This window comes from Streptomyces bottropensis ATCC 25435, from assembly GCF_000383595.1.
Classification (GTDB): domain Bacteria; phylum Actinomycetota; class Actinomycetes; order Streptomycetales; family Streptomycetaceae; genus Streptomyces; species Streptomyces bottropensis.
This window is the reverse complement of sequence record NZ_KB911581.1, coordinates 2,756,377-2,772,073: the sequence shown is the minus strand read 5'-3', so window position 1 is coordinate 2,772,073 and position 15,697 is coordinate 2,756,377. Positions and strand designations below refer to the sequence as shown.

The following is a 15,697-nucleotide window of genomic DNA, read 5'->3' as shown; positions in this document are numbered from 1 at the left end:
CCACTCCTTTCACTCCTGTACGGGTTCTGCGTGTGTCACGGCTGTACGTGCCCACGTCAGGGCTGGACGAGTCCTTCGTACGCGTCGGGCCGGCGGTCCCGGTAGAACGCCCACTGCTGCCGTACGTCCTCGATCAGGTCGAAGTCGAGGTCCCGTACGACCAGCTCCTCGCCCTTGTCGCTCGCTACCTCGCCGACGAACTTGCCGCGTGGGTCGACGAAGTAGGAGGTGCCGTAGAAGTCGTTGTCGCCGTACTCCTCCACGCCGACCCGGTTGATCGCGGCGACGAAGTACTCGTTGGCCACGGCGGCCGCGGGCTGTTCCAGCTGCCACAGGTGGGAGGACAGGCCCCGGTGGGTCGCGGACGGGTTGTACACGAGCTGGGCGCCGTTCAGACCGAGCTGGCGCCAGCCCTCGGGGAAGTGACGGTCGTAGCAGATGTAGACGCCGACCCTGCCGACGGCCGTCTCGAAGACCGGCCAGCCGAGGTTCCCGGGCTTGAAGTAGTACTTCTCCCAGAATCCCTTGACCTGGGGGATGTGGTGCTTGCGGTACTTGCCGAGGTAGGTGCCGTCGGAGTCGATCACAGCGGCGGTGTTGTAGTAGAACCCGGACTGCTCGACCTCGAAGACCGGGACGACGATCACCATGCCGGTCTCGCGGGCCAGTTCCCGCATGCGCGTGACGGTGGGGCCGTCGGGCACGGATTCCGCCCAGGCGTAGTGCTCGGGTTCCTGGACCTGGCAGAAGTAGGGGGCGTTGAAGACTTCCTGGAAGCCGATCACCTTCGCGCCCTGCCGGGCCGCCTCGCGGGCGTGCTCGACGTGCTTGGCGACCATGGATGCGGTGTCGCCGGTCCAGGTCGCCTGGACGAGGGCGGCGCGTACGACGTGGGCCATCTCAGCTGCTCCTTCGACAGGGACCTCAGAGAGCCTCTACGCCCGTAGACGAAGGCCGTAGAGGCTTGAAACTAAGCCCCGTCGACGGGCTGGGCAAGACCATCGTCGTCAACCGGCCGAGTCGATCACGTTTCGCACTCCAGTGGGTGATCACGGCTGTGTTTCGCGCGGGGAACCGGCCCGCGCCGTCGGGCGCGGGCCGGTGGGTCGGACGGGGTGGACGCGGTGGCCGTGGCCGACGGGTCAGGTGAGTCCCTGCACGCGCAGTGCGTGCACGACGTCCCGGTAGCGCTGCTCCGAGACACCGCGGGCCGCCGCCAGCACGAGGGGCCCGAGCCGTCGTGGATGGGCCTCCGCGGTGCGCGCCGCCTCCTGCGGGGTGCGCACGCGTACATAGACGTCGAGCAGCGCACGCGCCTCCCGTTCGCGCCCCTCGGCGGTGAAGGCGAGCACCGCCTCGCCGATCTCCTCGGCGGGACGCGAGACACCCTGCCGCAGCAGCTGCTCGCCGTCCGGGGCCCGGCCCACCGCGGTGAGAGCGTCCGCCACCGCGACCAGCCGGTCGGCGGGCAGCGAGCCGGCCTCCCACAGCAGGGTCGCCCAGTCGGCGCCGAGCCCCGCACGGTGCAGTTCGGCCGCGAGCAGCGGGAACCGGGCGGCGGGCCAGCGCGCGGCCTCCACGAGGAGGGCGTGCGCCTCGCCGCTGCGGCTCTCCCGGCGCAGCCGGACCAGTCGCTCCACGGTCTCGGCGACCTCGCGCCGCGCGTCGTCGTCGAGCGGCCGGCGCGCCTGCGGCTGCCGGGGCGCCGGCGCCTCGCTCCGCTCCGCGACACCGGCGTAGCGGGCGCCCCGGGGAGCACGCTCCTTGCGGTCGGCGGCCGGTGCGGCCCCTGGTACGACGGGCGGATCCTGCTCCGCCTCCACCGCCCCGGCGAAACGCGCACCTCCGCGCGGGCGGCGCTTGGCGCGCTGCCTGGCGGGCGCCTGGGCGGCGGGTTCCGGGTCGGGGCCCCCGGGGGCGGGCTCGGCGGCGCCGGAGTCGGCGCCGGAGTCGGAGCCGGCGACCGGAGTGGTGAGTGCGCGCGCGTCGGGCTCGGCGAACACGCCTGCGGCGCCGTAGCGGTCCGTGCGCGCACGCTGTCCGGGGTGCTCCGCCGGGCCGGCCGCGTCGGCCGTGGGTCGGCCCGCCTCCGGTGCTTCCACCCGTGCGTCCACGCGCGCTTGCATGCGGAAGACGTCGCCGGTGGGGTCCCCGGAAACGTGTGCCGCGTCCTGCGCCGGGCCGTGCGGGGCGCGGCGGTCGGCGTGCTCGATGCGGGTGCGCAGCTCTGTGCAGCGGGCCGTGGCGCGTTCGCGGTCGTCGTGCGCCCAGGCCAGGTCGAGGCGGACGGAGTCGGCCTCGACCTGGGTGGTGGCGGACTGGAGCCGGCGGGTCAGCTCGGCGGTGCGTTCGGCGGCGTAGCGCTGTTCGCGGAGCATGACGTCGAGCCGGTCACCGAGGGCCTCGCGGCCACCGGGCCGGGAGTCGTGGGCGGCGAGGGAGGCGCGGTGCAGGGCGCGGGCCCGCTCGGTCTCCTGGGCCGCGGCGGCGGGGCCGTAGGCGGTGTCGAGGTCGTGCATGAGCGCTTCCACGACGTCCCAGGGCGGCACCTCCAGACCGTCCAGGCAGGCGCGCATGCCGTCGGGATCACGTTGCCAGAAGACGGCGCACCAGCCGCCGCCCTGGTCCAGCTTCGTCATCAGCTTGTTCAGGTATTGCGCGAACTCCCGCACCTGACCCGGGAGTTGATCCACAGTCATCGCATGCTCCCCGGCCGACTGGAGTGCTCCGACCCGCAAGAAAACACCAGTTGTGTTACGGCGGGGCTACGTGGAGTTTTCGGAGTGGACGCGGTGTGCCGTACGCGGTCGCACCACGGCTGTGCGTGACGGGTTCGAGCCAGGACGGGATACGAGTCAGGCCACCGCGGCCGTCGGGACGGTCTCGGCGGCCGGTGCGCACCGGGTGACCAGTTCGTCCATGGACAGGCCCAGGGCGCGGGCGAGGGCGGCGATCGTGAAGAAGGCGGGAGTGGGGGCCCTGCCCGTCTCGATCTTCCGCAGGGTCTCCGCGGAGAGGCCCGCGTGAGCGGCGATCTCCGCCATGCTGCGACCGCCGCGGGCCTCGCGCAGCAACCGGCCGAGCCGCTCGCCGCGTTCGCGCTCTTCGGGGGTCAGGGGGGTGCGCACCATGACCCCATTCTAATACCGATCCTCGTCGATGGACCGGTATTTTAATTGGGTAGTGAGCGGTATAGTAATTGGCATGGTGGAACTGAAGACGGATGCGTCGATGGACGCGATGTACGAGGCCGGACAGGTCGTGGGGCGTGCGCTGACGGCGGTGCGCAAGGCCGCCGACGTGGGGGTGTCCCTGCTCGAACTGGACGAGGTGGCACACGAGGTACTGCGGGAGGCGGGTGCCTCGTCGCCGTTCCTCGGCTACCGGCCCTCGTTCGCGCCCACACCGTTCCCCGCCGTGATCTGTGCCTCGGTCAACGACGCGATCGTGCACGGCATCCCGACCGCGTACCGGCTGCGCGACGGTGACCTCGTCTCCATCGACTGCGGCGCCGTTCTGGACGGCTGGGCCGGGGACTCGGCGATCAGCTTCGTGGTCGGCGAGCCGCGCGCGGCCGACCTGCGGCTCGTCGAGACGGCCGAACGCGCCCTCGCGGCGGGCATCGACGCGGCCGTCGTCGGCAACCGCATCGGCGACATCGCGCACGCGATCGGCACCGTGTGCCGTGCCGCCGGGTACGGGATCCCCGACGGGTTCGGCGGGCACGGGATCGGGCGCCAGATGCACGAGGACCCGGGCGTGCCGAACGAGGGGCGGGCCGGGCGGGGCATGAGACTGCGGCACGGGATGGTCCTGGCGATCGAGCCGATGGTCCTCGGTGGGGGCGCGGACGGGTTTCACGCGGCACCGGACGGGTGGACGCTCTGCACGGACGACGGATCCCGGGCGGCCCACGCGGAACACACGGTCGCCGTCACGGAGACGGGCCCCCGCGTGCTGACCGCCCGCTAGGGGGCCGGCGGGGGGTGTGGGTTCGGGTGCTGTTGCGAGTGCGGCTGCGGATGCGTGGGGCTTCTCGCGCGGTCCCCCGCGCCCCCTGAAAAGCCAGGCCCCGCGCCCCTGAAAAGCCAGGCCCCGCGGGCCTGGAGGCGCCGGCGCCGCGCCCGCCTCGGCGGCGCGGAGCGATGAAAGCCCGGGGCGCGGCCCCGGATCTCAGGGGCGCCGGGAACGCGCGGGCCACCACGACGCACCCGCGGTCACAAGAACACCGGAACCCCCGTGGCGCCCCGCATAGCCGAACCGCACCAGGGAACCCGGTGGCGAATGAACAGCGGATTCCCGGGGCCCGAGGGCTACGGTCCGGACCCCTTCAGTGAGTTCCTCGCCCGTTTCTTCGGCGGCCCGCGCCCCCAGCGGATCGAGATCGGCCGCCTGATGAGCGGCCCGGCCCGCCAGCTGGTGGCCGACGCCGCGGCGTACGCGGCGCGGCACGGCAGCACCGACCTGGACACCCAGCACCTGCTGCGCGCCGCGCTCACCGCCGAACCGACCCGAAGTCTGGTGGCCCGCGCGGGCGCGGACCCCGACGCGCTGGCCGGTGAGATCGACGAGCGGTCCGGCCCGGAGCGCCACCGACCGGGCCAGGGACCGGCACCCGCGTCCCTGGCCCTGACCCCCGCGGTCAAACGGGCGCTCCTGGACGCGCACGAACTGGCCCGGGTCACCGGCTCCGGCCACATCGGCCCCGAACACGTGCTGAGCGCCCTCGCCGGCAACCCGGACTCGGCGGCCGGTCACATCCTCGGCGCGGCACGGCTGTCGGCCGCCGCGCCGCCGCCGGACGCGTCGGACCCGTCGGCGGACACCCCGCCCGCCGGGATCCCCCTCTCCGGACTGCCGCCCTCCGACCTGCCGCGCCGCACCCCGACCGCGACCCCGACCCTCGACCGGTACAGCCGCGATCTGACCGACCTCGCCCGCCAGGGCCGTTTCGACCCGGTGATCGGGCGGCGGGAGGAGATCGAGCAGACCGTCGAAGTGCTCTCCCGGCGCGGGAAGAACAACCCCGTGCTCATCGGCGAGGCGGGCGTCGGCAAGACCGCGATCGTGGAGGGGCTGGCCCAGCGGATCGCTGAGGGGGACGTGCCCGACGTGCTGGCCGGACGCCGGGTGGTCGCCGTGGATCTCTCCGGGGTCGTCGCCGGGACCCGCTATCGGGGCGACTTCGAGGAGCGCCTGACGAACATCGTCGACGAGATCCGCGCGCACTCCGAGGAACTGGTCGTCTTCGTCGACGAGTTGCACACCGTCGTGGGCGCCGGTTCGGGCGAGGGCGGCGGCATGGACGCGGGCGACATCCTCAAGCCGGCCCTGGCGCGCGGCGAGCTGAACATCGTCGGGGCTACGACCCTGGAGGAGTACCGGCGGATCGAGAAGGACGCGGCGCTGGCCCGCCGGTTCCAGCCGGTGCTGGTCCCCGAGCCCGGCGGCGAGGACGCCCTGGAGATCCTGCGCGGGCTGCGCGACCGGTACGAGGCCCACCACCAGGTCCGCTACCTCGACGAGGCGCTGACGGCCGCCGTCGACCTGTCCGACCGGTATCTCGCCGACCGACGGCTGCCCGACAAGGCCATCGACCTGATGGACCAGGCCGGTGCCCGGGTCCGGCTCCGCGCCCGGACCAAGGGAACGGATCTGCGCACCCTGGAGCGCGAGATCGAGCAGCTGACCAGGGACAAGGACCAGGCGGTCGCGGGCGAGCAGTACGAGCTGGCCACCCGGCTGCGGGACCGGATCGGCGAGCTGCGGCAGCGGATCGGCACGGACCACGCCGGAGGGCGGGCCGACGACGGGCAGAGTCTGGAGATCACCGCCGAGGACATCGCCGAGGTCGTCTCCCGGCAGACCGGCATCCCCGTCAGCAGCCTCACCCAGGAGGAGACACAGCGGCTGCTCGGACTGGCGGAACGGCTGCGTGGGCGGGTCGTCGGGCAGGACGAGGCGGTGGATGCGGTCGCGGACGCCGTGCTGCGCTCGCGCGCCGGGCTCGCCGGACCCGGACGGCCGATCGGCAGCTTCCTCTTCCTGGGCCCGACCGGCGTCGGCAAGACCGAACTGGCCCGCGCGTTGGCGGAGGCCCTCTTCGGCGCCGAGGACCGGATGGTGCGGCTCGACATGAGCGAGTACCAGGAGCGTCACACCGTCAGCCGGCTGGTCGGCGCCCCGCCGGGCTACGTCGGCCACGAGGCAGCCGGTCAGCTGACGGAGACCGTACGGCGGCACCCGTACGCGCTGCTGTTGCTGGACGAGGTGGAGAAGGCCCACCCGGACGTCTTCAACCTGCTGCTGCAGGTCCTCGACGACGGACGGCTCACCGACGCGCAGGGCCGCACGGTCGACTTCACCCACACGGTGATCGTCATGACGAGCAACCTGGGCTCGGAGGCCATCGGGCGCGGCGGGGCCGCACCGGGCTTCACGGCGGCCGACGCGGAGGCGGCCGAGGAGAACCGGCGCGAGCGGATCCTGCGGCCGCTGCGGGAGCACTTCCGGCCCGAGTTCCTCAACCGCGTCGACGAGATCGTGGTGTTCCGCCGCCTCACCGACGAACGGCTGCGGCGGATCACCGACCTGTTGCTGGAGAGCACCCGGGACCGGCTGCTCGCACGGGGCGTCACCATCGAGTTCGGCGAGCGGGCCGTAGCCTGGCTCGCCCGCCACGGCGACCAGCCCGAGTACGGAGCCCGCCCGCTGCGCCGCACGATCCGGCGCGAGGTCGACAACCCCCTGTCGCGCCTCCTCCTCGACGGCCGGCTGCCGTCCGGCAGCCGGGTGGTGGCGGAGGAGGAGGACGGGCGGCTCGCCTTCCGTACGACGCCGCCCGCCTGCGGCGGCTCTACCTGACGGGCCGCACGACCATCGCCGAGCCGCCCCCGCGCCGTACGGTCTCCGCGGCGGCCAGCCACTTGCCGTCCGACAGGCGCTGGACGGCGGTGGCCGCGCCGATCTCCGGGTTCTGCCGGAAGCCGTGCCCGATCGCTTCGAGTTCCGTCCGCAACGGGCTGTTCCACAGGCCCGGTTCGAGTTCGGTGGTGGTCTGGTTGCGCTGGCTGGCGCGCGGCGCGGCGATCGCGTCGACGAGCGGCAGGCCCCGGTCCAGGAAGCCGGTCAGGGTCTGCAGCACGGTCGTGATGATGGTCGCGCCGCCCGGCGAACCGAGCGCCACCACGGGCTGGTCGTGCCGGTCCAGCACGATCGTCGGCGACATCGACGAGCGCGGCCGCTTGCCCGGACCCGGCAGGTTGGGGTCGTGCACGGCCGGATTGGCCGGGGTGAAGGAGAAGTCCGTCAGCTCGTTGTTGAGCAGGAAGCCACGGCCCGGGACGGTGATGCCGCTGCCACCGGTCTGTTCGATGGTGAGCGTGTACGAGACGACGTTGCCCCACTTGTCGGCGACCGTGAGGTGGGTCGTGCTGTCGCCCTCGTAGGTCGTCGGCGCGGCGGTGCCACCGGTTCCGCAGGCCGCCGGATCACGCGGATCGCCCGGCGCGACGGGGCTGGTGAGCACCGCGTCGTCCTTGATGAGGCATTCGCGCGAGTCGGCGAACCTCTGCGACAGCAGTTCCTTCGTGGGAACGTCCTCGAAGGCGGGGTCGCCGACCCAGCGGCCGCGGTCGGCGAACGCGATACGGCTCGCCTCGATGTAGCGGTGCAGATACCGCACGTCGCTCGCCTTGGACAGGTCGGTCCGCTCCAGGATGTTGAGCGCCTCGGCGACCGTCGTGCCGCCGGAGGAGGAGGGGGCCATCCCGTAGACCCCGAGGCCTCGGTACGACGCCTTCGTGGGCGCCTGGCGCTTGGCCCGGTACCCGGCGAGGTCGGCGGCGGTCAGATCGCCGGGCCGGGCGTTGTAGCCCGAACCCGGGTCCACCGGGGGCTTGTTGACCGTGTCGACGATGTCCTCGGCCAGGTCGCCCCGGTACAGGACGCCGACACCCTTGCGGCCCAGCTCCGTGTAGGTACGGGCCAGATCGGGGTTCTTCAGGGTCGAGCCGACCACCGGCAACTGCCCGCCGGGGAGGAACAGGTCGGCCGTGGCCGGAAAGTTGCGGAACCTGGCCTCGTTGGAGGCGGTCTGGGCGCGGAAGGTCGCGTCGACGGTGAACCCGTGGCGGGCGAGCTTCACGGCGGGTTTCAGCAGTTTGGCGAGCGGCTTGCTGCCCCAGCTGCTCAGCGCCGTCTGCCAGGTCGCGGGGGTGCCGGGCGTGCCGACGCTCAGCCCGCTGGTGACGGCCTCGGCGAACGGGATCGGCGTGCCGTTCTCCAGGAAGAGGCCCTCGTCGGCGCTCAGGGGCGCGGTCTCCCGGCCGTCGACGGTGTGCACCGTACGGGAGCCGGCGTCGTAGTAGACGAAGTAGCCGCCCCCGCCGATACCGGCCGAGTAGGGCTCGGTGACGCCGAGCGCGGCGGCCGTGGCGACGGCCGCGTCCACCGCGTTGCCGCCCTTGCGGAGCACCTCGACACCGGCGGCCGAGGCGTCCGGGTCGACGCTGGAGACGGCACCGCCGTAGCCGACGGCGAGCGGAACCTTCTCCACGGGGTCCGGCGCGGCCGAGGACGGCGGGGCCGCCCCCACCGCGACCACGGCGGACGTCGCCGCCAGTACCGCCAGTTTCCGCGCGACAGGACGACGCAGACGCATCCGTACCTCCAGTCAGGACCGTCCGCGCAGACTAACGCGGGTGCCCTGGCCCCGGCAGCGGCGTCTCGGCCATCCGGCGGTACCTCGCGACTCCCGCGACGGCGGGGCGAACCGGGACACCGAGCCCTGAATCGGACAGGGATTCGAGCGTTGTTCGGCCGCGCCCGCTACCATGCGCGGCCATGAATGACGACGTGCGCAATATCGTCCTCGGCGTGATCGCGGCGGGGCTCAGCGCCTCGCTGGGCTGGTTCTTCCGGACGTACCTCTGGAAGCGGAAGCTCCACCGCAAGCAGACGTTCTTCGGGCTGCCCGACAACTCCGAGTCCCTGCTGGTGGTCAACCGTGACCCGTCCAGCGCGGACCTGGCGGTCCACCGGTACGACGTGTTCGCGCTGCTGGAGCTGTCCGCGCTGATCAAGGACTGCGGCTCGCACGCCCAGATGATCACGCAGGACGCGGCCCAGCAGGGGTTCGGCGAGCGCACCGAGTTCTGCGTGGGCGGCCCTGTCTCCAACCGCCGGATGGCGGCACACATATCGGCGATGCTGCCCGGCGTCAGCTTCAACAACGACCCCGAGCCCGGCCCTCACCGAGCCGCCTTCCAGATCGGCGGCGAGCAGTACCGCCTCGACCCCGGCATCACCGAGCACGTCCTCCTCGCCCGGCTCACCACCGGCCAGCCCGACCAGGCCCGGCCCGTCTTCCTCTTCTGCGGGCAGCGCGCGATCACCAACCAGGCCGCCACCCGTTACCTCGCCCGCAACCACGAGCGCCTGCACCGCAAGTACGGCACCGGCACCTTCGTCCTGCTCCTGAAGGTCGTCAACTCCCAGGCGTACGGCCCCGACCTGGTCGAACTCGTCGCGGACGTCACACGCGCGGCCCAGGCCCCGGCCCCTGCCGCGCCGGCCCAGATCTCGCACCGCGCCTCCTAGTTCACCGCCGAACGTTACCGTCACGTAACTTACCGGGGAGTTACTTCTGGTAAGGGTGTCCGGTTACCGTCGGGTCACTTTGCACTTACACGAGTGAGGCGACCCATGAGACACCAGCACGGCACCACCTCGCGTACGGCCAGGGCGCTGCGGACGAGCGCCGCGGGCGCCGTCTCGGCCACCCTGATCGCCGGTACGGCCCTCGGTCTCGCCCCCGCCGCCCAGGCGGCGTCCGGCTCCACCGCCGCCCCCACCACCCGCTTCGTGGACATCGCGGGCGACGGCGGCACGGTCCTCAAGGCCAATGTCGTCGCACCCGCCGACACCTCGCGCGCCTACCCGCTCCTCGTGCTGCCCACGAGCTGGGGCCTCCCGCAGATCGAGTACCTGGCCCAGGCACGGAAACTGGCCGACGCCGGTTATGTCGTGGTCAGTTACAACGTCCGCGGCTTCTGGGAGTCCGGCGGGTACATAGAGGTCGCCGGCCCACCCGACACGGCCGACGCCTCCAAGGTGATCGACTGGGCCCTCGCCAACACCCCGGCCGACGCCGCGCACATCGGCATGGCGGGGCTGAGTTACGGGGCGGGCATCAGCCTGCTCACCGCCGCGCACGACAAGCGCGTCAAGGCGGTCGCCGCGCTCAGCGGCTGGGCGGACCTGATCGACTCGATCTACGGCGGGCGCACCCAGCACCTCCAGGCCGGCGCCCTGCTGGACGGCGCCGGACGGATCACCGGCCGCCAGGGCCCCGAGATCCAGCAGATCTTCAAGAACTTCTACGCCTCCGACCTGACGACGGAGGCGGAGATGATCGCCTGGGGGAAGAAACGTTCCCCCGAGACCTATCTGGACCAGCTCAACACCAACGGCACGGCCGTCATGCTCGCCAACGCCTGGGGCGACTCCGTCTTCCCGCCCAACCAGTACGCCGACTTCTACGAGAAGCTCACCGGCCCCAAGCGGCTGGAGCTGCGTCCCGGCGACCACGCGACCACGGAGCTGACCGGTCTGTTCGGGCTGCCGAACGACGTGTGGACGGACACGCAGCGCTGGTTCGACCGCTATCTCAAGGGCACCGACAACGGCATCGACCGCGAGCGGCCCGTCCGCCTCAAGTCCCGTACGGGCGGCGCCTTCGAGGGCTATCCCGACTGGAAGTCGGTCACCGCGTCCCGCCAGAAGATCGCCCTGACGAGCGGCACCACGATCCGCGCGAACGTCGACTCGGGCGCGAACGGCGGGATCGTCTTCCTGTCCAGCATCCTGGACCAGGTGACGCAACTCCCGCCCGTGGCCTCGATCCCGCTGCTGCCGCGCCGCTGGGCGGCCGTGTGGCAGTCGGAGAAGTACGCGACGGCGCAGGCCGTGCGCGGCACCGCGAAGCTGCACACCACGGTGACCCCCACCAAGGAGAGCGGCACCCTCGTCGCCTATCTGTACGACGTGGGCCCGCTCGGCCTCGGCAAGCTGGTCAGCCACGCGCCGTACACCTTCCACGGTGAGACGCCCGGCGAGTCCTTCGGCCTGGACCTGGAGTTGCTCTCCACGGCCTACGACGTTCCGGCGGGCCACCGTCTCGCCCTGGTCGTCGACACCGTCGACCCGCTCTACATCGAGCACAACCCGACCGGCGCGCAGCTGACCTTCTCCTCGCCGCCGAACGACCCGTCGTACGTGTCGATCCCGCTGCGCGAGCAGTGATCTCCGGCTGCCGCCGGACGGGCCTGGCCCCTGGCCGCCGCCTGTCCGGCAGCGGCTTCCCTGTTTCGGCCGGGGTGGCGTCCACGGCCTCGCTCACCCCAAGTGGATGAACCGCTCATCGTAGTCGAGACCCGCGCCCGGTCCGGTGGCGGAGGTCAGTGCTTGAGGATCTTGGAGAGAAAGTCCTTGGCGCGGTCGCTCTCCGGGTCCGTGAAGAACGCGTCCGGAGCGCGGTCCTCGACGATGCGGCCGTCCGCCATGAAGACGACACGGTTGGCGGCGGAGCGGGCGAAGCCCATCTCGTGGGTGACGACGACCATGGTCATGCCCTCGCGCGCCAACTGCTGCATGACCTCCAGGACTTCGTTGATCATCTCCGGGTCGAGGGCCGACGTCGGCTCGTCGAACAGGAGGGCCTTGGGATCCATCGCCAGGGCGCGGGCGATGGCCACGCGCTGCTGCTGGCCGCCGGAGAGCTGCGCCGGGTACTTGTCCGCCTGGTCGGCGAGGCCCACCCGGTCGAGGAGTTGGCGGGAGCGTCGGTCGGCGTCCTCCTTCTTCTTCTTGCGGACCTTGACCTGACCGAGCGACACGTTCTGCAGGACCGTCTTGTGCGCGAAGAGGTTGAAGGACTGGAAGACCATGCCGACGTCCGCGCGCAGCGCCGCGAGGGCCTTGCCCTCGTCCGGCAGCGGCTGCCCGTCGAGCAGGATGGTGCCGGAACGAATGGGCTCCAGCCGGTTGATCGCCCTGCACAGCGTCGACTTCCCCGACCCCGACGGGCCGATGACCACGACCACCTCCCCCTTGCCGACGGTGAGGTCGATGTCCTGGAGGACATGCAGCTCGCCGAAGTACTTGTTCACGTCGCGCATCTCGATCAGCGGATCGACCGCCATGCCCTGCCCGCCCTACTCGCTCTCGGCCGTGCGATGGTGTGCCATGTCGTGCCGTGTGACGCCCTTGCGTGCCGTGTGACGCCCTGGCGTGTGTCGTGTCGCAGGTGCCGCAACCTATCCGGACGGCCGTGGTCCCCGTACGCGACACGCGCGGCCGCGGATCAGCCGCAGTGTCGGGGACCGGCGGCGCGTGGGGCTGGTGAGGGCCCGTCAGCTCTCCGCGACCTCGGCGTACAGCTGGGAGAGTTCCGGCGCGCCGCTCGCGGCCCACTCCTGGCCGGCCGCGACCACGTCGATCTCACGGCCGGACGCCAGCCGCACCACGGGCTGCCCGTTTCGCCAGATCTCCCAGCGGGCGCCGGGGACGGTCCGTACGACGACCGTGCCCAGATAGAGCCCGGCGTCGTTGCCGAGCCAGGCCGCGGTCTCCTCGTCGTCGCGCCAGCGCGGGACGAGCTGGTCGAGGGCTTCCAACGAGGACGCGGAATCGTCCAGTCGCACACCTGCCTGGGCGGCCTGAGCACGCAGCAGTTCGCATTCGGCGAGGAGTTCGCCGAGGCCTTCGTGACCGTCGTCGTCACCGTCGCCGGTGAACACCGCGACCCCGAAGGCGGGACCACGCCTCTTGCGCCAGTTGCCCAGGAAAGAGATGTTCATGCGCTCAGCGTGTCATCCACCTCACCCCCGGCACCACAGGCGCGCGGGTCCCGGTGTTCGTCGGGAGTTCGTTCGCCGTCGACGCACGCCTCATTGACGGGTTCCTGACGCCTCTTTAGGTTCAAGACACATCAGTCGCCTCGTCACCGTACCCATGCCGCATCCGTCATCATCGTCACCATCATGATCATCAGCGAACGGGAGGGGTCCCGCGTGCGCCCACGCGTCTGGGGAACGGCCTGCGTACTGGCACTCCTGGCGACGGCCGCGCCGGTCGCCACGGCCCGCGCCGCCGACGCCGAAGGGGGCGAACCGGCGCCGCTGGAACGTCTCTTCGACAACCGGGCGGTCAGCGACGACGCGCGGCCCGCCGAGGCCGACTTCGACGGACGCGGCGGTTCCCTCTCGGCCGCCGACCTGACGGCCGCCGGATGGACGCCGGGGCGCGCGCTGACCGTGCAGGGCGCGCGTCTGACCTGGCCGCGCCGCACGGCGGGCGAGCCCGACAACGTACGCGCCGCCGGCCAGTCGGTCCGCGTACGGGGCCGGGGCGACGCCCTCGCCTTCCTCGTCACCGCCACGGGCGGCACCGAGGCGACCGGCACCGGGACGGTCCGGTACGCGAACGGCGCCCGCACCTCGTACCGCCTCACCGCGCCCGACTGGCGCACCGGCCCGCTCGCCACCAAGGCCGTCGCGCTGCCCCACATCAACACCCCCGGCGGTCAACTCGCCGAGAAGGCACGGCTGTACGTCGTCACGGTGGCGGTCGGGCGGGGCCGCGAGGTCGCTTCCGTCACCCTGCCGCGCAACGGCGACCTGCATGTGTTCGCCCTCTCCGTCCGCCCCGAGTCGCGCGGCTGGACCGGCGGTTGGGCCGCGTCCACCTCCGGCTACACGGCCGTCGGCCCCTGGACCGACCGGACGCTGCGGCTGGTCGTGCACACCTCGGCGGGCGGGCCCCGGGTGCGGATCCGGCTCGACAACACCTTCGCGTCGGCGCCGGTACGGGTGGGGAGCGCGACGGTGGCGTTGCGGGCGGAGGGCGCCGCCGCGCGCGGCACGCCGGTGGCGCTGTCGTTCGGGGGCGCGGCGGGCACCCGGATCCCGGCGGGGGCACAGGCGTTCAGCGACCCGCTGGGCTTCGAGGTGCCCCCGGACACCGACCTCCTGGTGAGCTTCCATCTGCCGGACACGGTGACGGCCGCGCCCGTGCACCGGCTCGCCCAGCAGACGTCGTACCTGAGCGGGCCGGGCGACCACGCGGGCGAGACCTCGGCGGCGGCGTACACCTCGACGGTGACCACCTGGCCGCTGCTGACCGGGGTGGACGTGGGCGGCGGCCCGGGCTCGGTGGTCCTGCTCGGGGACTCGATCACCGACGGCGAGAAGGTGACGGTCGGCGCCAACCGGCGGTGGCCGGACGTGCTGGCAGGGCGGCTGCGGGACCAGGACGAGGTCCCGCGCTACGGCGTCCTCAACCAGGGGATCTCGGCGAACCGCGTGGTCACCGACCGCTACCCGGGCGACGCCGTCTCCACCGACACGGGCGGCGTGAGCGCCCTGCACCGCCTCGACCGGGACGTCCTCGCCCAGACCTCCGCCCGTACCGTCGTCGTCTTCCAGGGCGTCAACGACGTCCGCTGGGGCACGACGGCCGGCGAGGTCGTCGCCGGGCTGCGGGAGATCGTGGCCCGGGGGCACGCGCGGGGCCTGCGCGTGCTGGTGGCGACGATCGCGCCGTGCGAGGGAGAGGCCCGCTGCACGGCCGCCGCGGACGCCGAACGTGTCGCGGTGAACGCGTGGATCCGGGGCGACGAGGACTCCGACGGCGTCCTCGACTTCGACGCGGTGCTGCGCGACCCCGAACACCCGGCCAGGCTGCTCCCCGCGTACGACAGCGGGGACCATCTGCATCCGAACGAGGCGGGGCTGGCGGCGCTGGCCGGGTCGGTGGACCTCACGCTCCTGTGAGCGTGGGGGCCTGGGTCTACACCTCCAGGTCCACCACGACCGGCGCGTGGTCCGAGGCGCCCTTGCCCTTGCGCTCCTCGCGGTCCACGTACGAGTCGGTCACGGACTTCGCGAACGCCTCGTTGCCGTACACCAGGTCGATGCGCATGCCCCGGTTCTTGGGGAAGCAGAGCTGGCGGTAGTCCCAGTACGTGAAGGGGTGGTCGTACTTCAGGGGGCGGGGGACGACGTCGCTCAGGCCCGCCTCGCGGAGGGAGGCGAGGGCGGCGCGCTCGGCGGGGGTGACATGGGTGAGGCCCTCGAAGGCGGCGACGTCGTACACGTCGTCGTCCGTCGGCGCCACGTTGTAGTCACCCATCACCGCGAAGGGGCGGCTGCCCGCGGCGTCACCGGCAACGGCGGCCTTGAGGGCCTCGAACCACTGGAGCTTGTAGGCGTAGTGCGGGTGGTCGACCTCGCGGCCGTTCGGCACGTACACCGACCAGACGCGGACCGGGCCGCAGGTCGCGGAGATCGCGCGGGGCTCCACCGAGCCGTCGTACCCGGGGTCGCCCGGCAGGCCCTTGACCACGTCCTCGATGCCGACGCGCGAGATCACCGCCACGCCGTTCCACCGCCCCGTGGCGTGCACGGCCGCCTCGTAGCCCGCCTCGCGCAGGGCGTCGAGCGGGAAGCCGTCCTCGGCGATCTTGGCCTCCTGGAGGCAGAGCACGTCCGTGCCGCTGCTCTCCAGCCAGGCCAGAAGCCTCGGGAGGCGGGCGGTGATCGAGTTCACGTTCCAGGTCGCGATGCGCATGTTCCCCAACCTACCGGGCGGGTCCGACAACGCCGGTCCCGCCCGTTCGCGTGCGGGGACGTACGCC

The 15,697-nt window shown here is 72.4% G+C and carries 12 protein-coding genes; 5 read left to right on the top strand and 7 right to left on the bottom strand.

Features of this window, described 5'->3' with window-relative positions:
* Positions 1–56: 56 nt before the first annotated feature.
* The 3 genes from STRBO_RS0112135 to STRBO_RS0112125 all read right to left on the bottom strand — a co-directional run bounded on the left by STRBO_RS0112135 (position 57) and on the right by STRBO_RS0112125 (position 3,131).
* Complete coding sequence (locus STRBO_RS0112135; RefSeq protein WP_005482253.1) at positions 57–899, bottom strand: nitrilase-related carbon-nitrogen hydrolase; 843 nt, start codon at positions 897–899, stop codon at positions 57–59.
* A 243-nt stretch (positions 900–1,142) separates the two neighbouring features.
* Entirely contained in the window at positions 1,143–2,699 is a 1,557-nt protein-coding gene (locus STRBO_RS0112130) for a hypothetical protein (protein WP_005482251.1), read from the bottom strand.
* Between the two features lie 156 nt (positions 2,700–2,855).
* Positions 2,856–3,131, bottom strand: a complete 276-nt coding sequence (locus STRBO_RS0112125) for a helix-turn-helix domain-containing protein (protein ID WP_005482250.1) — start codon at positions 3,129–3,131, stop codon at positions 2,856–2,858.
* A 73-nt stretch (positions 3,132–3,204) separates the two neighbouring features.
* Here STRBO_RS0112125 and map point away from each other — a divergent pair, with 73 nt between their 5' ends.
* Together map and STRBO_RS0112115 are read left to right on the top strand one after the other, a co-directional pair.
* The gene (gene map / locus STRBO_RS0112120; protein WP_005482249.1) at positions 3,205–3,972 is read left to right on the top strand and encodes a type I methionyl aminopeptidase; all 768 of its coding nucleotides are present in this window, start codon (positions 3,205–3,207) and stop codon (positions 3,970–3,972) included.
* Positions 3,973–4,284: 312 nt separating this feature from the next.
* The gene (locus STRBO_RS0112115; RefSeq protein ID WP_005482248.1) at positions 4,285–6,864 is read left to right on the top strand and encodes an ATP-dependent Clp protease ATP-binding subunit; all 2,580 of its coding nucleotides are present in this window, start codon (positions 4,285–4,287) and stop codon (positions 6,862–6,864) included.
* Here STRBO_RS0112115 and ggt read toward each other — a convergent pair.
* Positions 6,857–8,662 (bottom strand): gamma-glutamyltransferase, encoded by a 1,806-nt coding sequence (gene ggt / locus STRBO_RS0112110; RefSeq protein ID WP_005482246.1) that lies wholly within the window; start codon positions 8,660–8,662, stop codon positions 6,857–6,859. The genes STRBO_RS0112115 and ggt overlap by 8 nt on opposite strands.
* 182 nt (positions 8,663–8,844) lie before the next feature.
* Between ggt and STRBO_RS0112105 the strand changes: the two genes are divergently transcribed.
* Positions 8,845–9,600: a hypothetical protein gene (locus tag STRBO_RS0112105; RefSeq protein WP_005482244.1), complete on the top strand. Its 756-nt coding sequence runs from the start codon at positions 8,845–8,847 to the stop codon at positions 9,598–9,600.
* A 105-nt stretch (positions 9,601–9,705) separates the two neighbouring features.
* The gene (locus STRBO_RS0112100; protein WP_005482242.1) at positions 9,706–11,304 is read left to right on the top strand and encodes an alpha/beta fold hydrolase; all 1,599 of its coding nucleotides are present in this window, start codon (positions 9,706–9,708) and stop codon (positions 11,302–11,304) included.
* A gap of 155 nt (positions 11,305–11,459) precedes the next feature.
* Here the strand turns inward: STRBO_RS0112100 and STRBO_RS0112095 are convergent, their stop codons facing one another.
* Entirely contained in the window at positions 11,460–12,203 is a 744-nt protein-coding gene (locus tag STRBO_RS0112095) for an amino acid ABC transporter ATP-binding protein (RefSeq protein ID WP_005482240.1), read from the bottom strand.
* 210 nt (positions 12,204–12,413) lie between these two features.
* Positions 12,414–12,860, bottom strand: coding sequence for a DUF6278 family protein (locus STRBO_RS0112090; RefSeq protein ID WP_005482239.1), 447 nt, complete (start codon positions 12,858–12,860; stop codon positions 12,414–12,416).
* A 183-nt stretch (positions 12,861–13,043) separates the two neighbouring features.
* Between STRBO_RS0112090 and STRBO_RS0112085 the strand changes: the two genes are divergently transcribed.
* Positions 13,044–14,834 carry an SGNH/GDSL hydrolase family protein gene (locus STRBO_RS0112085; protein WP_020114248.1) on the top strand — a complete coding sequence of 597 codons (1,791 nt, stop codon included), beginning with the start codon at positions 13,044–13,046 and terminating at the stop codon, positions 14,832–14,834.
* Between the two features lie 16 nt (positions 14,835–14,850).
* Here STRBO_RS0112085 and STRBO_RS0112080 read toward each other — a convergent pair whose 3' ends face one another.
* Positions 14,851–15,630, bottom strand: a complete 780-nt coding sequence (locus STRBO_RS0112080) for an exodeoxyribonuclease III (RefSeq protein WP_005482236.1) — start codon at positions 15,628–15,630, stop codon at positions 14,851–14,853.
* Between the last annotated feature and the right edge of the window lie 67 nt (positions 15,631–15,697).